This window comes from Clostridium sp. FP2 (genome assembly GCF_011065955.2).
Taxonomy (GTDB): domain Bacteria; phylum Bacillota; class Clostridia; order Clostridiales; family Clostridiaceae; genus Clostridium_AD; species Clostridium_AD tagluense.
In genome coordinates this window covers 87,011-110,683 of the sequence record NZ_JAAMNI020000002.1, presented here as the reverse complement: position 1 = coordinate 110,683, position 23,673 = coordinate 87,011, and the positions used below count along the sequence as shown (strand labels likewise).

The 23,673-nt window shown below is 29.3% G+C and carries 28 protein-coding genes and 1 pseudogene; 23 read left to right on the top strand and 6 right to left on the bottom strand.

The features are described from left to right. Positions 1 to 577 precede the first annotated feature (577 nt). On the top strand, positions 578 to 1,144 hold the full coding sequence (locus G9F71_RS25280) for a GNAT family N-acetyltransferase (RefSeq protein WP_164947744.1): 567 nt from the start codon (positions 578 to 580) through the stop codon (positions 1,142 to 1,144). Between the two features lie 312 nt (positions 1,145 to 1,456). Here the strand turns inward: G9F71_RS25280 and G9F71_RS25275 are convergent, their stop codons facing one another. The 3 genes from G9F71_RS25275 to G9F71_RS25265 all read right to left on the bottom strand — a co-directional run bounded on the left by G9F71_RS25275 (position 1,457) and on the right by G9F71_RS25265 (position 3,304). Beyond that, positions 1,457 to 2,074 (bottom strand): nucleotidyltransferase domain-containing protein, encoded by a 618-nt coding sequence (locus G9F71_RS25275; protein ID WP_164952083.1) that lies wholly within the window; start codon positions 2,072 to 2,074, stop codon positions 1,457 to 1,459. Between the two features lie 192 nt (positions 2,075 to 2,266). Beyond that, positions 2,267 to 2,638 carry a hypothetical protein gene (locus tag G9F71_RS25270; protein WP_164952082.1) on the bottom strand — a complete coding sequence of 124 codons (372 nt, stop codon included), beginning with the start codon at positions 2,636 to 2,638 and terminating at the stop codon, positions 2,267 to 2,269. A 195-nt stretch (positions 2,639 to 2,833) separates the two neighbouring features. Beyond that, on the bottom strand, positions 2,834 to 3,304 hold the full coding sequence (locus tag G9F71_RS25265; protein WP_164952081.1) for a pyridoxamine 5'-phosphate oxidase family protein: 471 nt from the start codon (positions 3,302 to 3,304) through the stop codon (positions 2,834 to 2,836). Positions 3,305 to 3,868: 564 nt separating this feature from the next. Between G9F71_RS25265 and G9F71_RS25260 the strand changes: the two genes are divergently transcribed. From G9F71_RS25260 to G9F71_RS25245, 4 genes are all read left to right on the top strand, one after another. Next, positions 3,869 to 4,312 (top strand): GNAT family N-acetyltransferase, encoded by a 444-nt coding sequence (locus G9F71_RS25260; RefSeq protein ID WP_164952080.1) that lies wholly within the window; start codon positions 3,869 to 3,871, stop codon positions 4,310 to 4,312. A gap of 75 nt (positions 4,313 to 4,387) precedes the next feature. Further along, positions 4,388 to 4,654: a hypothetical protein gene (locus G9F71_RS25255; protein ID WP_164952079.1), complete on the top strand. Its 267-nt coding sequence runs from the start codon at positions 4,388 to 4,390 to the stop codon at positions 4,652 to 4,654. Between the two features lie 385 nt (positions 4,655 to 5,039). Then, complete coding sequence (locus G9F71_RS25250) at positions 5,040 to 5,231, top strand: helix-turn-helix transcriptional regulator (protein WP_164948025.1); 192 nt, start codon at positions 5,040 to 5,042, stop codon at positions 5,229 to 5,231. A gap of 13 nt (positions 5,232 to 5,244) precedes the next feature. Then, positions 5,245 to 5,640 carry a DUF2178 domain-containing protein gene (locus G9F71_RS25245; RefSeq protein ID WP_164952078.1) on the top strand — a complete coding sequence of 132 codons (396 nt, stop codon included), beginning with the start codon at positions 5,245 to 5,247 and terminating at the stop codon, positions 5,638 to 5,640. 185 nt (positions 5,641 to 5,825) lie between these two features. Here G9F71_RS25245 and G9F71_RS25240 read toward each other — a convergent pair whose 3' ends face one another. Next, positions 5,826 to 6,725: a CPBP family intramembrane glutamic endopeptidase gene (locus G9F71_RS25240; RefSeq protein WP_164952077.1), complete on the bottom strand. Its 900-nt coding sequence runs from the start codon at positions 6,723 to 6,725 to the stop codon at positions 5,826 to 5,828. Positions 6,726 to 7,379: 654 nt separating this feature from the next. Here G9F71_RS25240 and G9F71_RS25235 point away from each other — a divergent pair. Further along, positions 7,380 to 7,556, top strand: coding sequence for a hypothetical protein (locus G9F71_RS25235; protein WP_164952076.1), 177 nt, complete (start codon positions 7,380 to 7,382; stop codon positions 7,554 to 7,556). Between the two features lie 218 nt (positions 7,557 to 7,774). Next, on the top strand, positions 7,775 to 7,957 hold the full coding sequence (locus G9F71_RS25230) for a DNA-binding protein (RefSeq protein ID WP_164952131.1): 183 nt from the start codon (positions 7,775 to 7,777) through the stop codon (positions 7,955 to 7,957). Between the two features lie 279 nt (positions 7,958 to 8,236). On the opposite strand, the gene G9F71_RS25225 is transcribed toward G9F71_RS25230, so the two are convergent. Then, positions 8,237 to 8,431 (bottom strand): transcription initiation factor TFIIIB, encoded by a 195-nt coding sequence (locus tag G9F71_RS25225; RefSeq protein ID WP_164952075.1) that lies wholly within the window; start codon positions 8,429 to 8,431, stop codon positions 8,237 to 8,239. Positions 8,432 to 9,163: 732 nt separating this feature from the next. Here G9F71_RS25225 and G9F71_RS25220 point away from each other — a divergent pair. From G9F71_RS25220 to G9F71_RS25195, 6 genes are all read left to right on the top strand, one after another. Further along, positions 9,164 to 9,556, top strand: a complete 393-nt coding sequence (locus G9F71_RS25220) for a hypothetical protein (RefSeq protein WP_164952074.1) — start codon at positions 9,164 to 9,166, stop codon at positions 9,554 to 9,556. A gap of 249 nt (positions 9,557 to 9,805) precedes the next feature. Then, positions 9,806 to 10,264, top strand: coding sequence for a GNAT family N-acetyltransferase (locus tag G9F71_RS25215; protein WP_164952073.1), 459 nt, complete (start codon positions 9,806 to 9,808; stop codon positions 10,262 to 10,264). A gap of 631 nt (positions 10,265 to 10,895) precedes the next feature. After that, a complete protein-coding gene (locus tag G9F71_RS25210; RefSeq protein ID WP_164952071.1) occupies positions 10,896 to 11,417 on the top strand; it encodes a GNAT family N-acetyltransferase in 522 nt (173 codons plus the stop codon). A 131-nt stretch (positions 11,418 to 11,548) separates the two neighbouring features. Further along, entirely contained in the window at positions 11,549 to 11,752 is a 204-nt protein-coding gene (locus G9F71_RS25205; protein WP_164952070.1) for a PspC domain-containing protein, read from the top strand. Positions 11,753 to 11,938: 186 nt separating this feature from the next. Further along, a complete protein-coding gene (locus G9F71_RS25200; RefSeq protein ID WP_164952130.1) occupies positions 11,939 to 12,598 on the top strand; it encodes a UDP-N-acetylglucosamine pyrophosphorylase in 660 nt (219 codons plus the stop codon). A 57-nt stretch (positions 12,599 to 12,655) separates the two neighbouring features. Further along, entirely contained in the window at positions 12,656 to 13,000 is a 345-nt protein-coding gene (locus G9F71_RS25195) for a hypothetical protein (RefSeq protein ID WP_224626878.1), read from the top strand. Positions 13,001 to 13,190: 190 nt separating this feature from the next. Here G9F71_RS25195 and G9F71_RS25190 read toward each other — a convergent pair whose 3' ends face one another. Beyond that, positions 13,191 to 13,478, bottom strand: coding sequence for a hypothetical protein (locus G9F71_RS25190; RefSeq protein WP_164952069.1), 288 nt, complete (start codon positions 13,476 to 13,478; stop codon positions 13,191 to 13,193). A 186-nt stretch (positions 13,479 to 13,664) separates the two neighbouring features. Here G9F71_RS25190 and G9F71_RS25185 point away from each other — a divergent pair, with 186 nt between their 5' ends. From G9F71_RS25185 to G9F71_RS25140, 10 genes and pseudogenes are all read left to right on the top strand, one after another. Next, a complete protein-coding gene (locus G9F71_RS25185; protein WP_164952068.1) occupies positions 13,665 to 13,934 on the top strand; it encodes a methyltransferase domain-containing protein in 270 nt (89 codons plus the stop codon). An 84-nt stretch (positions 13,935 to 14,018) separates the two neighbouring features. After that, positions 14,019 to 14,306: a hypothetical protein gene (locus G9F71_RS25180; protein ID WP_202018005.1), complete on the top strand. Its 288-nt coding sequence runs from the start codon at positions 14,019 to 14,021 to the stop codon at positions 14,304 to 14,306. A 12-nt stretch (positions 14,307 to 14,318) separates the two neighbouring features. Continuing rightward, positions 14,319 to 16,376 carry a hypothetical protein gene (locus G9F71_RS25175; protein ID WP_164952067.1) on the top strand — a complete coding sequence of 686 codons (2,058 nt, stop codon included), beginning with the start codon at positions 14,319 to 14,321 and terminating at the stop codon, positions 16,374 to 16,376. 140 nt (positions 16,377 to 16,516) lie between these two features. After that, positions 16,517 to 17,281 (top strand): hypothetical protein, encoded by a 765-nt coding sequence (locus G9F71_RS25170; RefSeq protein ID WP_164952066.1) that lies wholly within the window; start codon positions 16,517 to 16,519, stop codon positions 17,279 to 17,281. Positions 17,282 to 17,698: 417 nt separating this feature from the next. Then, positions 17,699 to 18,208 (top strand): 2'-5' RNA ligase family protein, encoded by a 510-nt coding sequence (locus tag G9F71_RS25165; RefSeq protein ID WP_164947958.1) that lies wholly within the window; start codon positions 17,699 to 17,701, stop codon positions 18,206 to 18,208. A 514-nt stretch (positions 18,209 to 18,722) separates the two neighbouring features. Beyond that, the gene (locus G9F71_RS25160; protein ID WP_164952128.1) at positions 18,723 to 19,220 is read left to right on the top strand and encodes a GrpB family protein; all 498 of its coding nucleotides are present in this window, start codon (positions 18,723 to 18,725) and stop codon (positions 19,218 to 19,220) included. A 443-nt stretch (positions 19,221 to 19,663) separates the two neighbouring features. Further along, the gene (locus G9F71_RS25155) at positions 19,664 to 20,263 is read left to right on the top strand and encodes a CPCC family cysteine-rich protein (RefSeq protein WP_164947960.1); all 600 of its coding nucleotides are present in this window, start codon (positions 19,664 to 19,666) and stop codon (positions 20,261 to 20,263) included. 517 nt (positions 20,264 to 20,780) lie between these two features. Further along, the gene (locus tag G9F71_RS25150) at positions 20,781 to 21,038 is read left to right on the top strand and encodes a hypothetical protein (protein ID WP_164947961.1); all 258 of its coding nucleotides are present in this window, start codon (positions 20,781 to 20,783) and stop codon (positions 21,036 to 21,038) included. A 448-nt stretch (positions 21,039 to 21,486) separates the two neighbouring features. Next, positions 21,487 to 22,677, top strand: coding sequence for a replication initiation protein (locus G9F71_RS25145; protein WP_164952065.1), 1,191 nt, complete (start codon positions 21,487 to 21,489; stop codon positions 22,675 to 22,677). 404 nt (positions 22,678 to 23,081) lie between these two features. Then, positions 23,082 to 23,522 (top strand): annotated as a pseudogene (locus tag G9F71_RS25140) (flavin reductase family protein). The last annotated feature ends 151 nt before the right edge of the window (positions 23,523 to 23,673 follow it).

The following is a 23,673-nucleotide window of genomic DNA, read 5'->3' as shown; positions in this document are numbered from 1 at the left end:
TGCAACAATTTTAAGCTAATTATACCATTATGTACCATACATTACTATATCTTATAGCTGGTGAATTATAAGATATTTATCGGTTTTATGTCTTAGCGTGGGTTTTGTGGGAAATGTAGCTCTACCCATATACTCTTTAAAAAGGTACACCTCTACGGCTGGCAATTGGTTTTAACATCAAACTATAGTTTGAAATGTATGTAGATAGGCTGTATTAGTTTGTAAAAATGGTGTTTAATGGTATGATGTTTCTAGTGATAAAGCGCAACTGTAAAAAAATGCGAAGTTTTTAAATAATATATTATAAAGATTTATATTATTAACTTTTTATGTTATAGTATATTTGTAAATATTGAAAGGAGTGGTTGCCAGTGATTAAGATAATTAATATGTTAGAATTTAAATATATAACTACTCCAAATATGGTCTTTTAATGTAGTTTTGATGTGTAGCTGGAATAATATTAAAGTTATGACTTCATAATATACAGATAGATTCATTTACCTTGGTGTAGTTAAAAAAGCTATTTCAGGGTATTTTTATGCCCAAATTTTGATTTTATGGAGGCATAGTAAAAATGAATTATGGATTAATTAAAAGAAATGAAATTAAAGAAGCAAGAAGGTTAATAAATTACAATTTAGAAACAGAAAGATTAAAGTTATTGCCATTACAGTCACATCACCTTGCGTTATCAGTAGAGGATTATGGAGAAATGCAAAGTGATTTGGGATTAAGAGTCACTAATATAATTCTTGACGAAGAAATGCAATACGCCATGAAAGTAAGGTTAAGAAAAGTACTTGAGGATGTTGAAAATTATTTATGGTTAACTAATTGGGCTATAGTCCATAAAGAAGAAAATCAAATAATTGGTTTTATAATGCTTAAAGGCTATCCTAATGAAATTGGTGAGGTAATTGTTGGATATGTCATTGAAGAAAAGTATAGAAGAAATGGATATGCTACTGAAGCATTAAAAGGATTAACTGAATGGATTTTTGAAAATCCCAAAGCACTGTGTGTGATTGCAGATACAGAAAAGACAAATATACCTTCACATAAAGTGTTAGAAAATGTAGGTGCTATCAAATATAAGGAAACTGATGAATTAATATGGTGGAAAATCGAAAACAAAAATTGAGAATATACAAATGAATAATATATGATAAGTGAACAATATTCATATATTATTCACCAACCCAAAAGGCAGCAATGCCTTTTTTTCTTTTTCTTAAGATTGATGATAAACAGGTATTAAAATTTTGAATACATTTTTTTACATGCTTATAGCCGTTTTTAGTTCCGTTACTACCCGAACAGTGAAAGAGCTTGTGCCACATCAGATTTTCGCATGAAGGAGAAAATCTGATGTGGACTAGCCTTTGATTGCGGCTCCAATTTACGGTAATAATGATATCATTAAATAAGTTATTTATATCGTAACTTTAGAATATTATGAATTAACAATAAAAGATATTAAGTTCTCTGTTTTTTCAAATGATGAATTAATATTTAAGGCATCATTAAATAATTTATAGGCATGTCCATCATTCTCTTTAAGCCAATGTAAAGATTTTTTTGGACCTAGATACCATAAGCCTTTTATACCAAAATATATTGTCAAACTATCTACTAACATCCAATGATATCTAAAATCACCTTCAACATCACCCTTTTTTGCCCTATTTAGCATTTTCATCAACCAACTTTTATGAAAATTTATCTCTTCTAACATAAGCTTTTTTGCACCCTCATTAAAAAGTTTATCTATATTCGCTAATAATTTGGCACATAAGTCTTTTTTATCTAAAAGAATTTTTCCACCTTTAATATGGAGTAGTTCTTCTTCTTTTGTCATCATATTTGTATTATACATCCATGCATCAAGTTGCCTTCCATTAATTATAGTAGTATCATTTTTTTTAAGGACATTATCACAAAAACAAATAATGTCTATATCGCTTTCATCTGTATAAGTATCATTAACAAACGAGCCATATAATATTATTGAATGGCAGTTATATTGTTCCTTCAAATAGTTCTTTATATTTTCAAGTATACTTTTTTTCATAAATTAATCTCTCCTTTAATTTTGTTAATTAATGATATTAAAGAAATTGATTTTTATGGTTCTATCTGCATTTATAATCCTCCTTTTATAAGAATATATATTTAAATTTAATTTTTTAAATATTAGATTGTTTCATTATATTCTACGATTGTTCATCAATCGTAGTTTTATAATTGAAACGATTTATGAAGGTTACGTCTTACCCTTTATTTTTACTTTCCTATAGATAAGTTGCAAAAATAAAATCAAAGTAATAGAAAAACCTATAATATCAACCACCGTATCATATTTGTGATAGTGATATGTTAATGCCTGTTGCATAGACATAAACCATAGAAACAACAGAATTAACAACAATATCGTATTCATTAGTATATATATAGTTTTTCTTGTATAAAAACTATATATTATAAGAAATAAAACTAACAAACAAGATATTACTACACTACCCTTGTAAGATATTTCAACAGGTATATCACTTGCAACTACCATTTCATATACCCATATTATTAGTATGAACGCACTTAAACCTAAGCCAATAAAAATATCCATTATTTTGTTCATGCGCACTTAAACACTCCTTTCCCTTATTATTAATTATTTTAAAGATAATGAAAGATAAAGTACCATTGTAACGCACTTAAAGAATATTGTGTAATAAATTTGCTGTACTTTATGCACTATACCAACCGCACTTGATTTCACAAATTCTATGGGATGCTGTGTTTTTTTACAGTCTCTTCAATTGAAATCCAGAAATTATGATACTGGTACAATATCATAATCAAATGGAAATTGTTCAACTTCTTTTAGTTGAAAGTTTACTTTATATCCTATTCCATCTTTATAGAAAAATCCTTCCTTAAGTTCAATTTTTACATAACACATATTTTCATCATTTTCATTATTATGTGCGAAATACCAAGGCTCAAAGACTTTAATTAAATTTTCTCTTATCGCTCTATTTTCTAATAATAACGGATGACCAATATTATAAGCATTTCCACTGAAACGATATAAATTATTGCATAGTGAAACTTGACTATTATCTTTCAATTCTTGAACCTTTTGTGACTTTGAATATGTAACTACATAAAATGAACCATCCTCAAAAAAGGTGTCAACAAATCGAACTGATGGTGTATTACCTTTCACTGTAGCCATTGCAAATTGATAATCCTTTGCAAATAATTCATTCATAGTCTGTAAAGCCTTTTCATAAGTATCCATTTTTAATCCCCCTACAAATTCATATTTTTTATTGTTAATAAATATTCTTTACTTCACCATAGATTACCAATCCGACGTAACTCTTAGGAATATTATACCATTATGTGCTTTATATGAAAACTGTCACACTAAGTATATATAACGTGCAAATTGTTTTTACAATTAAAGCAAAATCAAGGTCAATTTTTATTTCTTGATGGTATATTTAATATTATTTTTTTAGTTTTAAACTTATAGAGGGTCTCTGCCTCTATAACTAATATTATTGTATCTACAAATGCTATTGTGATAGCGCCAAATTTTCCGACAAAATATATGTTAATGCATATACTTCCAAAGTGAATTTCATAAACCTATGTAGGAATTCGGAAACTATTAATGTAAAAAACAACCACATGACAAATATTCCCCATAAGTCCCTTTAGCACTTTTGTCACATCAAATAGTGCCAGTACAAAAGGTATAATTTTATGGCAACTTGCATAAACGAATGGTATAATATTCCTGGAAGTTACGTCAAATTGGTAAATTATATGTAATAAATATATTAAGGAGTAGATAATTATGAGTGAGATTTACGATATTTCTTATAATGACATTTATATCATCAAGGACCTTTGGGAAAAGAACAGGTTGTATCATGAGGATAGTTCAGAATACTTTAAAGAATCATATCGCTCTATTCGCTTTGATGAAAGAATAAAGGCTTTTTCTATGTTTAATAAAGATACAATGAAAATAACTGTGGCTAAAAACAATGATAAATATATAGGATATTGTATATCAACCATAGTGAATGAAACGGGAGAACTTCAATCGCTGCATGTTGGTGAGAGTAATCGAGGTACTGGAGTTGGCGGGCAACTTGCATCCCAACACATAGAATGGATGAAGGAAATGAATTGTAAAGTGATTGGAGTAACTGTGTCCCAGGAGAATGAATCAACCATATGTTTTTATAAGAAGCTTGGATTTTATCCTAATACCTTATATATGCAACAAAAATAGAAAAGTTATAAATGAATTATTTATTTGTTTAGAATGGTGAGGGTTTTAAGCCCTGGATTATTTGTATTAGAACTGATGTATATAAGAAAGAAATCAAACCAATTCATAATATTCTTCTTATACAACAATAGAGTAGCAGACCACAAAGGTGTAGTTTCAGAGCTTAAAAAGAGTTATCCTATTTTTCATTCCATGATAAAAAATAGACAAGATTCATATGCGTTTTTTAACAGTACCATTGATGGTGAAAGCATTGAAAACACTGATAATAGTACGGATATAATTACGAGCACGTACACGTTACCGTTTATAGGCACGAGTATGTTATTTTTTTTGCTTTAAACAAGTTTACTGACTGCTACTAATACTAAATAGAAAGATGAATCTTGCGGTATCTTAATAGAATGTTATATTAAATGACAGTGAGTAAGATTGTCCAAAGCTTCCTTTCGGACCAGGAGCCGTGAAAGCGAAAATCTGATGTGGACTAGCCTTTGACTGCGACTCCAATTTACGATAATAATGCTATAATTAAATAAAGGTTTTATGTCTTCTCAGTATAATATTACGAAATAACGCTTATTCATGTGTTTAACATGGATAAGCGTTATTTATGTTACTTAAAAAAATTACAGATAAAAATTTTCGTAAAGCTAGCTTTACATTTACCACATTTTGATGTATGATTTTAATGTAATGTTAACTTTACATTAAAAGAGGTGTTGCTATGAAAAATCGTATAAAGGAATTAAGGGAGGGGCGAAACTTAACACAAGAAGATTTAGCAAAATTATTAGAAACTTCAAGACAAACTATAATATCGCTAGAAAAAGAAAAATATAATCCCTCCATTATGCTCGCTTACAAAATATCAAAAGTATTTAATAAAATAATCGAAGAAATATTTATCTTTGAATAGGAGGTCTATAAAAATGGAAAATAAAAAGAAAACTGAGTCAATAATTATAGGGGCTGGAGTATTTGCAATGTTATTTATAGGCAAAGGAATTTTCGCTTTTGTTACTAAAAAGAATGGCTATTGGGTTCTGCTTGTTATAGGTATCCTATCGCTTTTGTACCTTATATATTTATTGAAGAGAACAAAAGGTAATTTAAACGAAAGGTATGAAGATGAAAGAAAGAAACTTATAAGCGAAAAATCTTCAAGCATTAGTTACAGTATACTTTTTGCAGTTACTCTTATATTTAGTCAACTAATAAATGCAAACAAGATTATTGTTACTACTTATGATGCACTTATGATAATTTTGGGTATTGCACTAATAATAAAACCTATTGCTTATTTGATTTATAAATATAAATATTAATGACGTAAATTAGGATGTACGATTTTATTTGAAACATTACATTCACATTTTCGAATGAAGCCTTGAATTTTTAAATTTAATTTTAATTTCATGGCTACCATCCGTAACACTCCCATCCTCTTAAGATTGGAGATGCCAGCTGATACAGTTATCTAAGACTCAGATTACTATCGTATTCCTCATAATCAAACTCTGCCTGAGTCTAAGCATCTCTTAATGCTATGCATTTTATTTCTAATATTTAACGATAAAATATGTCCTCTTTTGTAATATGAATAAATGCTTAATAACGCTAACAGACTAATTATTATTATTTCTGCAATTATGCATTGACCAGTAACCATGCTCGTATTTATATCTTTGAAATACACTATAAAAACTGAAGCTATTGAAATAAAATAATTCCATAAAACATGTGAAATGAAAGTATATACCACACTTTTTGTCATTACATATATAATTGATAGAAAAATAGACATAACTAGAGTTGCAATAAATCGAGATATACTACTAAAATGATAAAGCCCAAATACTATTGAGGTTAATATAATAAAAATTTTTATATCTTCTTTTTTCTTAACAAAAATTTTATATGCAGTATATCTGAAAAAGATCTCCTCTGCTGCTACTCCAATAGCTACTATAATTATAAAAGCTAATATATCCAAACTACTATTTGTATAAACGTTGTTATCAGAAGCTACAGTTTTGATAAAATAGCCAATGGATTTTGTTTTATCAGGATTAATCATAAAACTTATGTAGTATATTAAAATATTAATGAGTGCAAAAACTGAAGAAAAAAACATTGTAATCAGTAAATTATCCATACAATCGCATTTACTAAGCTTAATCTCTTTAAATAATCCACTATAGTTAACATTGAAAAGTATTTTTCCTATTAATACAAATGATATTAATAATACAAGTACTGAAAATAATTGTCCTAATAAATTCATGCCAAAGAAATTGTGTATTAACCCCACAGCTAACGATACTAGCATACATAAACAACTTAGAAAAAATGCTGTAATTATGGGTGCACCTTTATCTTTCCTGTTATTTAGAAAATCCCCTATTTTCATTTTATACCTCCTAATATTTTACTTTGATTTTATATTTGAATATTATTATTTTTTAATTTTTCACAAAACACCTGAAAAACATCACTTAATTTCACTTCAGTTCTATTCCAAAATTTTTCAATATTATTACTTTCTTTAAAAAATTTTTTTAATTAACTATTTTTATATCGAGAACACAAATATATATTAGAATAATGATAATTTTCCATGAAAAGGTATTTATTTCAGTTTCAGCAATGTGCGAGCAGCTATTAATAATAGATTCATATAAAAATAGTTATTATTGTTTGGATGTGAAAAATTATATAATCCTCTCACTGTAAACGCAGAGAAAATAATTAGCGAAATTATTAAGGATAACTTTTTAACTTTATTGCTGATATATACTAAATCTCCTTTTTATGTTTATAATGTATCATATTATTTGACATTTTGATATAATAAATTGTAAAAAATGGGTGAATAAAAAATTTATTTGCAAAGTATTGTTGTGTTAAGCAACATGATTATAAAGATTTTGGTTGTGGTTGTGGTTGTGCTTGTTTAGCAACAATATGGATTGAAATATCCAATAGTCTATATGCTTTTAAATTCCACAGTTCTCGTATTACTGCTAATAATAACGTGCTAAATTTCTTGAAGAGGAGTGAAAAAATGAAAAATTTTTATAACGGGTTACTTGTTTTTATTATAGGACTTACATTATCAATTTTTATTGGTAGCATTTTAGGAAATAATCAAGACGCTATTGTTGGTGTATTATCAGGGTTGATAGTCTCTGTAATATATCTTTCAGCAATTATATATGTTTCTTGTAGAAGAAAGATTTAGTATGGATTCCTCAATTAGGGGTACGGCAAGGGTACACCCGACATACGTGTAAAACCCGGCCACATAATGGAAGTAATACCCATCATATGGCTATATCTTGTTTCATAGGTATTGAAACAGCCAATGCACAGATCTCCAGTCTTTAATCCAGATGCAATATAGTGAAAATTCGGTTCTGCTTATATAATGACCTTAACATAACTTTTGGAGGATTAAGTATGCTTGATTATATTTCGGTACAGCAGGTAGCCGATAAATGGGGTATTTTAGAACGCAGGGTACAGAAACTTTGCGAGGAAAATCAAATAGCTGGGGCTGTCCGTTTTGGAGATGCGCGGGCAATCCCCAAAAGTACAGATAATCCTGTGGATGCAAGGAAGAAGCTCAAAAGTGATAAATGATGGAGGTCATGGTATGCAAAATAATATTTTGATTATTGATGATGACATAGAACTATGTCAATTACTTAAAAAATGTGTAGAATAATAATACGTATATAACCACGAGCACGTACACGTTACCGTAAATAGGAACGAGTACGTTTTTTTGCTTTAGAGAAGTTTACTGACTGCTACTAATACTAAATAGAAAGAAAGCCTTTGACTGCGACTCAAATTTACGGTAATAATGATATAATTAAATAAATTATTTATGTCGTAACTTATGAAAAAGGTGAATTATTACTTGAATTTTTCTGGTGATAATGCTCTCATATTTAAAATATAACCACATTTTGTACATACCTCTGCACTCACTTCTGAACCATTCATAATTTTGAAAAATGCGTCAATAGGATATATTTTTGCATTAATATCAAGTTTAGCTTGTGCAATTTTTTCACAACCACATTCTGGACATTTCTTTTCTTGTTCCATTATCTTATCCTCCTTAATTTATCTACACTATATTTCTGTAATATTTACTTACATAAGATACTACTATTCAGAAAAATTAATTATTATAACAACGTCAGAATAAATTACCAATCCGACGTAAGCCCTAGGAAAATTATATGCTTTATATGAGAACTGTCACACTAAGTATAGATAACGTGCAAATTGTTTTTACAATTAAATCATCACCTGCGCAGCTGTTTATCTTCTTCGGAGCTGCAATATTAACGACTTCAGAAGGAGATTTACCCCCTTGTAGACCTCTGGAGCAGATAACAATTCTCAATTGCTATCCTCCCACTGAAGTTTTCTTTTTATTTCTTAATGGTATATTTAATATTATTTTTTTAAGTTTAAACTTATAGTATCTAAAAATGCTATTGTGATAGCGCCAAGATTTCCGACGAAATATATGTTAATACATATATTCCCAAAGTAAGTTTTATAAACCCATGTAGGAATGCGGAAACAATTAATATAAAAAACAGCTACATGACAATAATTATCTTTAAATATTGCCACATAAGTCCCTTTAGCACTTTTGTCACATCAAATAATGCCAACACAAAAGATATACTTTTTGTGACAACTTGCATAAATGAATGGTATAATATCCCTGGGAGTTGCGTCAGATTAGAATTAGACAAAGCGCTTAGATATAGGTATAAATAAATTAGTATTGTTATGGTAGCATGAGAAAGATTAGGTTCCAACATGGGGTTATTAAAAATATTGATTGTTTTTCTTGTTGCAATTCCTGTTTTAAGTCTTATTATCCAATATTTAATTAAAACAAATAGGATAAAGCCAAGCAAAGTATCAAGGCTATTTCATGATGATGATGAAACTTTCATTAAATCTTGGAAAAAAGTAAAAGAAAAAGGAATATTGAGATATACTATTAAAATTATTATTTGTTACACCATTATGATGGGTATAATTGGCATAGTTTTTATATTAAACAAACTTAGCATGTACGGATATGAACAAAGCCAAACAGTGTTTGTTGCTTTGATAATGGGTGCTATCTTTGGTTTAATAAATTCTCTAATTGGATGGGTTATAAATAGTGATAGGTATAGCAAATTAAAAAATTTTAAATGTTAGTTCATAGTATTCTTCTTATATGACAATAGAACAACATACCACAAATCTGTAGTTGCAGAGCTTAAAAAGAGTTATCCTGTTTTTCATTGCATGATGATAAAATGGACAAGGTTTAGGTGCATTTTCAAGATTATAATTGATAGTAAAAGCATTGAAAACACAGATAATAGTATAATTAAATAAATGTTTTATGTCGTCTCAGTAAAAAAAGTGCGAACTGAAGATTATAAATATAAGGTGGTGCAAAACATGAAAGTAAGAAAAACGGTTAAAGAGGATATTGACCTCCTCATAAAGATTCGTATGGAATACCTGTTTGCAGAAAAAGGTGTGTCTTCTTCGGAAGAAGTGCAAGATATTAGAACGAGGTTAGAAGAATATTTTACTCAACACCTTAACAAGGGATTTATTGCTATCATTGCCGAAAATGAAAATGAAGTATTAGCAACTGCATTTATGTCAATCGTGGAAAGACCTCCGTTAATAGCGTTTTCATCATATCTTGTCGGTACGGTATACAATGTTTTTACATACCCTCAACATAGAGGAAAAGGCATTGCTACGAAAGTTATGACTGAACTTTTATCAGAAGCAAAGCTATTAGGCGTTGCGGCAGTTGATTTAATGGCGACTGAAAAAGGGAAACCATTATATGAAAATCTTGGATTTCGAGTATCAAATTATACATCAATGAATAAGTTCCTCTAACTCCCGCAAAATAAGCATAATCAGAAGTTATATTAATTCACAATATTCTTAAATTTTGCGTCACAACGGTCTTAAAATATAACTAGTCGATGTTATGATAATAACTATGATTTTAATTATACTTTCACTAATAATGGCGTATTTAGGTCTTATTATAGCAGGGCTGTTTGGGAATGGTGGGGGTTTTAAGCCCTGGATTATTTGTATTAGAACTGATGTATATAAAAAAGGAATCAAACTAATTCATAATATTCTTCTTATAAGACAATAGAACAACATACCACAAATCTGTAGTTGCAGGTTTATTTTCAAGAGTACCATTGATGGTAAAAGCATTGAACACACTGATAATAGTACATATATACCCACGGGTACGTACACGTTACTGTGAATAGGCACGAGTACGTTATTTTTGCTTTGAACAAGTTTACTGACTTCTACTAATACTAAGTAGAAAGATGAATGTTGCAGTACCTTAATAAATTAAATGGCAGTGAATGAGAAAATCTGATGTGGACTAGCCTTTGATTGCGACTCCAATTTACAGTAATAATGTTATAATTAAATAAAGGTTTTATGTCGTCTCAGTATAATATGGCAAATTAGTATATGTAAAAAAGGAGTGTATTTTATGAAAGATTTATTTTTATCTATGCCAAGCAAAGAATATAAAAAGAGTTTTGAAGATTATGTTATAGCATATAAAAATGCAAATGATAATTATTATTTTACTAAATATAAAAAAGGAATGGAAGATTTTAATGAATATGTAGACGATTTATACAAGTATTCTAGAGGAATAGATTTACCTAAAGGATGGGTTATAACCTCAACATTTTGGTTAATTGATAATAATGAAGTTGTTGGAGTAGTAAGAGTTAGGCATCACGATGTAGGTACAGATGGTCATATAGGCTATGATATATCACCAGATTATAGAAAAAAAAGCTATGGTACTCAAATTCTAAAATTAGCATTAGTTGAAGCAGAAAAAATTGGTATAAAAGAGGTAATGGTTACTTGTAACATAGATAATGCATTTTCAAGAAAAATTATTGAAAAAAATAATGGTAAATTATTAGGGACTATTTTTGATGAAGAGGAAGATGAAAACCTATATAAATATAGTATTAGCAAATCTAATGACAAATAATAAAATACTGATTTAAGAGTAACAACATAATTATAATTTCGGAATATTCTTAAAGTGTAAAGTAAAACTAATTTCAATTTACATAGAATTAAGAAAAAATTCTATGTATTACAATAGAAGGTGGTGAGTGTATGCAAAAAGGTCTATACAAATCTTCTACAAATATATTAGCAGATGGAGTTTGTGGTGGTATTGCAGAACGTTTTGAAATTAAGTCAGTATGGGTTAGGTTAGCTTTTATCTCCGTAACATTATTATTCGCATTATTAGGAGCCGGGTCAGGGCTCATATGTTATATAGTGTGTGACATAATAATGCCAAAAAAACAACCATAGTGTCACTGCTATAGATAACATTATTAGCGATGATATTAAAGATGGTAAAACATATAAAAAATTAGGAAGAATAAAGATGGCAAAACACCGCTCAAAGTTTAAACTAATATGCATTAATTATTCGCAATTTTCTTAAGTTGCGTCGCAACTGTAAAAAATGACGAAATAAATTAGGGGAGGATTATGATGAACATTTCCGTTGACGAACTATTAAACATTGAAGAATTAGATACAAGGGCCATATTTGAAGGGGTTAAGTACCCTTGGGAAGCCCTTACAAAAATTAAGAATTTCATTTTTGAATACGCAAAAAATCTGCCAGGCGATTTTGAAAGAATAGAGGAATTTGTTTGGGTTGGCAAAGGTACTACTATCGAAAAAGGTGTTCTTATAAAAGGCCCAGCGATTATCGGTTACAATTGCGAAATCAGGTATTCCGCTTACATTAGAGAAAATGTTATCATTGGTAATGATGTTGTAGTTGGAAACTCAACTGAAATTAAAAATTCAATCCTCTTTAATAAAGTGCAGGTTCCGCATTATAATTATGTTGGTGATTCAATATTAGGGTATAAAGCCCATTTGGGGGCAGGTGTAATAATCTCCAATTTAAAGTCCGATGGAACATTAGTAAAAGTAAAATATGGTACAGATAATATTGAAACTGGTTTAAGAAAATTTGGTGCAATTGTAGGCGATTTATCGGAAGTAGGATGTAATTCAGTTTTAAACCCAGGGACGATAATAGGAAAAGATAGTATTGTTTATCCATTAAGTTCTGTAAGAGGTTATATTCCAGAGAAGAGTATTTTGAAAAATAATGGTGAAATTGTAGAGAGAAAATAAAGTCAAGGAATACAGGAGCCAAAAACAAGAAGCTGTTCGATAATTTTTTATTGTATAATGGGGTTGATTCGTGGAAGTAAATATTGTGATTTTTCTGTAACTGATGATGATGTTGAACTTTCATATAAACTGTGGCCAATAATAAAGGGCATTATAATGACTAATATTGAGAATGGACAACACATCATTATTGAAGAGTGCTATTTACCGCCTGCGCATATTAGGGATTTTGAGCCTGAATATTTAGAACAAAAGGACTGTTATGATTATATGAACCGAGATAATTTTATTAAACTCCATTCTCAAATCAAAGAACTCTGTAGAACGAATAATGCGAAGTTTTTTGAAATCAATAATGATTATGTAGGAGAAATGACTAATGTACACAATTGGATTGATTAACAAGTAGAAGCAAAGTGGCAGTTGCATTTTTCAACAGTACCATTGATGGTAAGCATTGAAACCACTGATAATAGTACGGATATAAACACAAGCACGTACACGTTACCGTGAATAGGCACGAGTACGTTATTTGTACTTTGGACAAGTTTACTTACTGTTGCGGTATTTTAATAGGTTATTTTACTCCTTATCAGTGCCTAAATTTAATACGTAAATCAACCTTTATTAAAGCCCAAGCAATGATTGATATCAAGCAACAACCAAGCCAGACAAAGGATGAGATACCTATTCTTCTTAGATACCTGGGGGGACCGTTTTCATTACTGCTACCTATAATTATATCTTTGCTACCCTTCTCTGTGGTAAGCTGCTTGCTCGTAGCTCCAATACCCTCCTCAACAGCTTCACCTTGAAAATCACTCGGGTATATGTATTCTATATTTTCCAACTTAAAATTATCATTAAGTGGACTAGCCATTGCTACATATACAAGCTTTTTTTTAGATTTATTAAATACTGTACTAATATCTTTATTTATTTACAATTTTTCTCACCTCATAATTACGTAATAGCATAAACTACTATATACTGTAAAGTAGTTTATGCTATATAATTTCACAATAAAAAAACACAGACTTATTAGTAGAATCGGGTGAATTAAAAATTGTTTGTATTCTATACAAACAATAAATTTAGTTCATATGATAATTTTCAAATTATAAATGCTGATTTTGAAACATATGATTTTGGGCACCATCAATTCGATTTTGTTTATTCAGCCGCGAAATTCCAGTGGATACTGGAGGAAATCAACTTTCCAAATGTTTATGATATATTAAAAAGCAATGGAACATTTACGATGATGTTAACTCTAACAGATGAAAAAAGTGCTAATGAATCATTATATTTGAAAATACAAGAAATAAATAGCTAATAGCATTCAAATAAGCCTGCAAATAATGTCTAAATAAATTGACAATAGCAATAATTGAATCTAAAATGTTGTTTATAGTAACTTATGGAAAGTGAGGTTTTTATAATGAATTCTATTTCTGCAGCAGAACTTGAACGTCAGATATTTGAACTTGAAGAAATAAGAGTAGTTATCAGAACTAATAAAACTACACAGTATGGTACCTATGATTACATACGTAAAGCAGCAAGTAATACCAGCATAACAGATTGGTACCTAACAAGATTAAAGCCTATCATTGGTGAGGATGAGGCTACAATAATTGATGGTAATGGGACTTCTCCCCACGGTAGGACAAACATTGAAACAGTTAGAAATAGTTACATACGATAAGGGGTGCTAAATATGAGTGATATAAACATATTATTAATGCAGCAAGAAGGATTACTCACAAAAATTAGAGAAATAGAAGCAACCTGTGAGGGTATTGATAACGAGGATAATGCAAAAATAATTTCTAAGCTCAATATAAAACATGCAAAGTTTTCAGCTGAAAAAATTAGTTTAAGTGTTAAGCTATCTAATTTAGAGGATGATTTAAATAGAATCAGTGAAGAAATCAGAGGTTTATCAGGTACAGGAGTAGATAGAATTCTGCAAGCAATAAAATCACAGCGTTGGTACTTTTTTAAGAATAAACCCAGGGTACTTATGGATAAAGATACAGGTATTCTATGGGCAAACCTAGATTATTTTGATTATGCTACAGTAAATAGATCTCATGAGGAAGCCTTAGAAATCACAAAAACCTTACAAATAGATGGTTATTCAAATTGGGACTTACCTACATATGATGAATTTAAGGATGCGGTATACACTAAAACATTTCCTTTAGGTAATAAAAAAAATTATACAATAAAAGATATGTATGGATTTCATTTAAATAAGGTCTCAGACGACAGCCACTCCATAAATTTAGCTGATTTAACTATGGGAAATTATAATGAGAAAATGGAACCGATTAATAAATCTATAATTACAATTGACTATAAAAACAATATATCCCCTACCAATCTTGTCTATACAGAAATAGAACGCTTACAATTTACACTTAACATTTTTGTGAATAATGAGCTTTGGCCTCTATTTAATGATGATGAAATAACACATCTTTATAAAAAAATTTACTTTGAAAAACCGGCCCTACTAAAAGATTTAAATGAACTACAAGCGCAAATTGATAGCTTACAACATGTAATCTTATTGTCTTCTACCTTTGATTATAATTCACTATTACTAAAATATGATATTAAGGCTATTGACAGCTCCATAATAAAATACCATAGGGCAGTGGTCTCTGTAATTGATGATTTTATGGACAAGCTCCATTATTACGAAGAAATAAAGAGTGAAATAATTCGTGACTTTAATGTGATCGGATTAAAGCTATCTAAAAAATATGATGAAAATCCTAATTTAAGTAAAGATGAAAATACACTCATTGAAAAAAGACAAATCTTTTTCAAAAATCACTTTGAACTTGGTATGAACTCTGTAAATTCTAAACTCCTTGCAATTAAAAGGCAAGCTCAGGATATAGAGGATAGACTTGAAGCGATAAATAGTGGAGATAATGGCCTGAAAGAACTTGCTATTTTAGAAAAAGAAGAGCGTGCTAGCTTTAATTTTATAGTAGAAAATGCTGCAACTATTATAAAAAATGCTCTCCTTAAAATAGAGTACTTTGAGGAAAATAGAAAGTTTGCCAGCAGTGCGGTAACTCTTTGGTATAGTTGGAGCGAGGATTATAAGGTGTTTAAATCTACACTAAAAGATGACTTTAAAAATACTTGTGAGGATGACAGTATAGAAAGTGAAATTTATAATGGTTGGTATGCTGATTGGCAAAAGAAGCGCTTTGTTGTAGAAGAAAGATTTTTACCCCTCATTTCTCGTGGGTTAAACGGCAGTTTAATTGATGTTATGGACAATGAGACAACTGTGAGCGAAAAGGTTATTGCACTACTGCAAGAATATAAAGTTGGAATAGACAAGTTTTATCTTGAAGAAAGAAAACATATCTATCAAAAATTTGCTTTCCAAGCTGGCGGAGATTTGCAAGAAAAATTTGAAGCGGAAAGTGAACTTTACAAGCTTGTTTCAAAGCTACAAAAGGATTTACAAGGTATTATATTTTCTCTTGAAAAATCAGAAGATAGACTTTTTTTACTTAAATGGGCAGAAAAACTGTTAGATTTACAAGTAGATGATATACTTGATTTTGTAAAAAATAAAGAGCTATCAAAAATTTCACTTAATGTTTTAACAGAATTTGCAGATTTGAAACGTAAAAATTTTGAAGTGTATATTTCGGATAGCAAAGCTTATAGCGAGGAACTTCAAAGGCGTGAAAAAGAGTATAACGCTCTTATCTTTAAAATGAGGAAAGAACTTATGAAATAGGTGAGCTAAAGGTTATAATTTAATAACTGTGAATATTTTGCTAATACATGCACATTGGGCAGATTTAGAAGTAAGCAGGTAGATCATTATTCAATGGGCTTATAAATGCTGGTAAACTACCACGACATGGAGGGAAAGATATGGGATTATTAGGTACAATAGGTGGCGCAATTAAAAGTATCTTTGGTGGAGGCACTAGTGGAGGAGGTAGAAGTACATCCTCCACTTCCTCTGAACCAGATAAAGTTAAAGTGGCTGAAATAGAGGCAGATACAAATTTACGTTTAGCAGGTATGGAAAATGAACGTATAGTACTTATGAACAACGCAAGACTTGAATTACTTGAATTTGAAACACAAAGCAATATTGCATTAGAGCAAGCAAAGGCAAAGGGTTTGAATTTTATGGCTCAAACAATTATTGCTATGCAAGACAGATTAACTGAAGTAGCGGAAAAAAGATTGCAAATTATAGAAAAATGTTCATTACAAATAATACGAGAAATAGACTCTTTTTATGATGAACTTGGAGATAAAATTAAGGCAGATGATGATATTTATAATACAGATAAACTACCCCAGCTATTATCTTTGCTTGAAAAATATGAAATAGGAACACCCTCCCATGACCTGTATAGGCGACGAATTGAAGATGATATGATGCTTCAAGCTAAACATTATACTATGCAAATTGATGTGGCATCAAAACGCCAAAGCCAAATTATAGCAGGATTTTTACAAAGCAAAGACCGCATTTTAGAGCAAACTGGGCAAAGCACTACTGAGATACTTAAAAACATTGCAAGCAGTTATGCACCAGTACGATCTTTAAATAGTGGAACCATTGACCAAGCGGTAATAGGTGAAAACAAAGTTAAGATGCTGAAAAGTGGTAATGTTTTATAATCCTAAATTCAACCACGGGCACGTACACGTAACTGTGTACATACACGAGTCCGACTACGGTAACGAACACATATATGGTCATGGGTACGGATTTGATGTTAAATAGTAATGAACAATTTGTAAGGTGTGTGTACATCTCATTCTGATACAAGGTTAAAAGATTTTAAAATTAGAGAAGTAATTTATATTTAATTATGTTAAATATTTGAAAAATTACATTGCTATGTTGTATAATTAAATACAAACACAATAGTATTTCATTATGCATTAGGATATATTATTCCTTTTATTCCTATGAATCTTTAATAGTATTCTTGACTTAATTTGTAAACTCAATGAAATATTTATTTTATTGCATAGGAAAAAATAAAAGATGAATGATTACAGAATTCTACGAATTACAAAGGAGTGATTTAATTGAAAAGGGCAGTAATTTTATTTCCAAAGTTTAATAACATTGATACTATTAACAATATAAGAGGAAAGTACGACCCACTTGCAAATTACATTGGACCTCATATTTCAATCGTTTTCCCATTTGAAAGTGATTTGACAATAAATGAATTAAAAGAGCATTTCAATAAGTCATTGAAAGGCATAAAAAAATTTAACATCATGCTTAATAACATTACAGGTGATTATAGAGATGGATATTTATTTCTTAATGTAAAGAAGGGGAATGATAATATTATTGAATTACATGATAAGTTATATAGTGGATTATTAGAAAAATTTATATTTAGAAAGGTAACATATTGTCCTCATTTAACTGTTGGCAGGGTGGTTGACCAGAAGGAATTTGATGGTGCAGTTGATGAATTAAATTGCCATAATGAAATTTATGAAACAGTAATTGATAAAGTATTTGTAGAAAATATTGGTTCGGATGAAAATTCAATAATTGAGTTTACATTTGATTTAGAATAAATTTTATAATGTTTATAAATTCGATAAAATATAGAATTTATTCTATGATTCTATCTCTTATTTTGCTTCCAAAAGTATTGTCTCTTTAATAATAAGATTTTTACAAATGGGTATATTTATTTTATAGAGTTCTCTTAGCTTGATGTCTATGTAGCGATACCCCTAGAAGATAAGATAAAAAAATAAATGTATTTCAACCACAAATAGTAAAAAAAAGCAAGATTCAGATGCATTTTTCAAGAGTACCATTGATAGTGAAAGCATTGAAAACACTGATAATAGTACATATATATTCACGGTCACGTACACGTTACCGTGAATATGCACGAGTACGTTATTTTTGCTTTGAATAAGTTTGCTGACTGCGACTCCAATTTACGATAATAATGCTATAATTAAATAAATGTTTTATGTCGTCTCAGTATAATATTGTGACAATGAGATTATTATTTATAGAGTACAAAAATTATGGAGGTATACATATGCAAGGCGTTGAGCGATATAAAGTCAGAGTATTAGCCATTGCGAAGAATGGAAAACAGAATTTGAAGATGCGAAAAAACAACTAATTAAAATTTTAGGAAATAATGTTGTTGATGTACAACACATGGGAAGTACCTCAATAAATGGAATTTATGCGAAGCCACTACTTGATATTGCAGTTGTTTTAAAATCTTTTGCAGAAATGAATGTAGAAGGAATGAAAAATGCAGGGTATAGCTATTGTGGTGCTCAAAATGAAGAAAAAGACAGGTATTTGTTTGTTTTAAGAGACGAAGGACAAATTTCATTAAGGCATATACATTGTTATGAACCTAATAATCTTGATTTTTATTATGTAACACATTTTAGAGACTATCTAAATTCACATGAAGAATATGCTAAAGAATATAGCAATTTAAAGAGGAAATTAGCCGAGAAGTATCCTGATGATAGAATTGCTTATACAAATGAAAAAGAAAAATTTGTAAAAATTATATATCAAAAGATAGATGCAGAGAGAGTGCAATAATGACAATGCAATTATGTCGCATTTTTCATAAACTACATCCTAAATAAATGTATAATTTTCCATAAAACATTACATTCATATTTTTGAATGAAGCCTTGATTTATATAGGTTGTTAAGCATTCAGTTAAATTTAACTAAGCAAATATAAAGTTGATTTTAACATATGGGGTAGCATACGCAAAAATGATATTTCCTACGCTAAGAAAAACACAATTCCATAAATTAAAACATTTTAATGGATAAGTTTGTAAATTAGATTGTTTTTATAAATTTCAAGTTTTAAATTCTTATGTAATCATGTAGTCTTTTGACTAAGAGCATAGGTTTATTTTTATATCCAATTTACGGTAATAATAGTACAATTAAATAAATATGAAACCTCATCAAGCAACATCATATTATGATGAAATTTATATTTGAAAATAGCTAATAGGAGATTTTATATGAATAATTTTTTATATGCATGTCCTTGTTGTGGATATAAGACACTATCAGAAAAACCCCCAGGTACTTATGAAATTTGTAGAGTATGTTATTGGGAAGATGATGGACTCCAATATGGTGACCCAGATTGTGAAGGGGGTGCTAATCAAGAATCATTAAGAGTTGCTCAAAAGAATTTTTCAAGTCAATTTGTTGATGAAAATGGTGAGGTTAAAAAATTCCCAAATTCAATAGATGGATATAATTATATAGGTGCAAAAGATGTCAGCAAAATTAGTCGTATGCCAATTTTTGAAATGATTAAAATTTTCATTGCAATAGAATATGATATTGCTAAGATTTTAGACATTTATACTGGAGTTTTGAAAGTAGATAATTCAAATTTCGTTTTTAGTTATGAAGATTTAAATCACTTTCTAACAAATGAAGAATTAAATAATTATTTTGTCTTAGCACAAAGAAATTATTACGAAAATTTTCCAAATGATGAAGGGAAATTTAATGAATTATTAAACTTAAACGATGAAGACGCAAAAATCAGAATGAAAGAAATCAAAACAATATTTGTTAATGAAGTAAGAAATAAATTTAGCAAATAAAATGTTATAGTGAACCAAAATAAAGAACATCTGAGCTTCAGATGTTCTTTCAGTTTTAAAATGTAAAACAATACATTAAATTAATCGGTAATATCTCTCCGTATCAAATACTTTTTACATTCTAATTTACAAAAATCATTAAACATTTTTGTATCTTTGACATTTAGTAGTCCAGAAACTGCAACTCCTAAATATATGACCATAATAATTATAAAAATGATTAGTAACGTTAAACTCACCTCCAAAATACTTGTATGATACAAGTATTTTATGTGCTAGTAAAAAAACAACATAATTATTGCACAATATTTGTATGACATAAATATTGTGCAATGATTATTAACAGCAGTTTAGATTAACTCTTTCAAATAATTTTTGAAAAATGTTTACAGCTATGTTCTTCATACCTCTATAAGTTATTCAAATTAACCCGTAACGTTACATATTTCATAGCGTATAATCATCTATCTCATCGCAACAACCTTTTAAATATTGTTGTGGGAAAAGGGTAGCGGATATGAAGTCCAAGAATTTAATACTCAGGAATGGAGTAAAAAAAACCATAGTGTGCAAATTTAAAAAGTATGACTATCTAGATCATAGCTTACTTGTCCATAGAAGGCTTTTAAGATTAAATAGGTACAAATCTATAATAACATGTAAAAACTACGAGGAGGCCTGCCAGAAGGGTTATAATTCTGGGTACTGCATGGATAATGAGTATTCCAAAAAATTTATAGCTCTAATTGAAGTAAATAAGAGATTTAAACAATAATGCTTTAGTTAATGGCCTAATTACCATAAGCGCAATAAAAAAGCTTCAGGGTATAATAGGAAAATCTATGTACTGCCTATTTGGACCGGAAATATTTATAATATACATATTTTTTTTCTGAAATAGTACGGTATAATATTATTATATTAGTCTAAATTTATAAGTTATCCACAGATTTCTTAAACCACAACAAAAACCTCCTGTAGTAGTTTAAGAAGGTTTAAAAAAGTTTAAAAGAGTTTAAACAGTTTCTTTTCAATCGGAGGCTTGGTATGACTGGCATGAACTGGCGTGTCCACAACAAAAACCTACTAATGTGCAACAAAAACCTACTAAACCACAACAAAAACCTACTAAACCACAACAAAAACCTACTAAACCACAACAAAAACCTACCTATTATCAGAAAATTATAACAATATATAATAAGCTTAGGAGGATTAAAGTAATGATAATAAAAGAAATTGTAAAAAGAGAAATTGTAAAGTCTAATAATCTAATTGAAGGTAGCTACAAACTAACAACATCTGAGAATAGGTTAATAGACCTTGCATTATCAAATCTTGAAGTTGTCATGTTAGATAAAAATTTATCGGCTGAAGATGTAAAGTCACTTATAAAACAAAAGGATTTTGAATTGCTTTATGTGTATGTTTCTGATTACAAAAAAGAATATAATATTAAAAACAATACGATATACGCTGAGCTCGTAGAGACTGCAAATAGGCTATATAACAGGAATATTATATATTTTGAAAACAATGATTTAATTAAGAAAAGATGGGTTATAACCTGTAAGATAGCTGAAGACAGAAATGCAGTTGCGCTCCAGTTTCATCCCGATTTAATTTCAGATTTATTAGTCTTTAAAAGTGATTACACAAGATTCGATTTTGATGTTAAGAAATATATAAGAAGTTATTATGCTTGTAGAATATACGAGTTATTAAAGCAGTATCAAACATTTGGTCAAAGAATATTTGAAGTGGGACAACTCAGATTTTTGCTCGGGATAGAGGATACTGAATATCCTCAGTACTCTAATTTTAAACAAAGAATTTTAAAACCTGCTGTAATTCAGATTAACAAAGTTACAGACTTATATATCGAAATGGATGACAGCCTGTACAAAGTGAATAAAAAAGTTGAGAAGATAAAATTTAAAATGGTAAAACAATCAGTAAACTTCAAAGGTAGGGAACAGATAAGCTTCTTTGATAATCCCGAGGCAGTTCCCGCAAAATACAATGAATACAACGTTGTGAAAGAGTTCAGAGATCTTTTAGGAGTTACAATAAGTCCTAAACAAATTGATAAACTTGTTGAAAAGGCATCTATTTCAATTAAAGAAAATCAGTTGGAGGCATCTATAAGACAGTACATAAAAGAAAAGAAATTAGTAATAGATGAGTATGGTAAGAAAAATGAGATAAAGTCTTATTTAGGTGCTATGATGAGCGCAATAGAAGGAAACTGGACTTTGACATATAAAAAGGCTAAGGGTGGTTTTAATGATTATGAACAAAGAGAATATGATTTTGATGAACTCGAAAAAAAGCTGCTAGGATGGGATATTACCTGTGATGATAAAGGTTCTCAAAGTACCTCATTTGGCGAAGTAGCCTCAGATAAAGAGTAACTGGGCAAAATCTTCGCATTTGTAGGACTCAATAATTTATACACAACAAAAACCTACCTATTCAGCCTCGGATTTGTATTTATTTGAATAGATGATGAAGTAAAAGGGTAGTTTTTTGTTATGTATGACTTGTTTTAATTTGAAAAGGTAGGTTTTTGTTGTGTTAAAATCAAAAAAAAAAGTAAGTTATTGTTATATATGATATAAAAGCGAGGAAACTGTTGTGGATAGAAATTTGTTGAATTTGTTTTTTTTGAATTTCGTATATCTAATTTCTTCTAATTCATCTATAAAATAAAAAACTACGCACATTTACTTAGGGGCATAGACTATTTCTATGCTTTTTTCGATTTTTCTGTATAATTATTGTTGCAACAAATAAATAATTGAATTGGAGAAAGAATATGATAAAGAAAAAAATAGCAAATATCCCTTTTGGACCGTACATTACAGTTTTAGCAGGAGCGATGATCAATGGGAAACCAAACTATGCCACAATTGGTGCATATGGCGTTGTAAGTGAAAAACCTGTATTGTATATTTCATTGAAAAATTCTCACTATACAACTTAAGGTGTAGTGGAAAGTGTTTTTTTTAGTGTGAATATACCATCCTCGGAATCTATTGAAAAAACTGATTTATGTGGGTGTGTATCTGGTAATAAAGTAGATAAATCAAATATTTTTGATTTTACAATGTTTATTGGAGAGATCGTTGCAGCATATGCAAATGAAGATTGTGTGGAAAATGGAAAGCCGAATGCTCTAAACTTAAGGCAACTACTGCACCATCTTTATTTCCGAGGAAAGAAAAAGCGGCTGCACTATAAAGATTTAGTATACTGAGTATAGGGGTAAAGTAATTATTTATTAATAATTTTAAACTAAATCTATAATTATTATGAAACATACTAATACAAACATACAAAAAAATATTAATTTTATGTAATGTTTATAAGGGTTGTTAAGCATTCTGTTAAATTTAACTAAACAAATA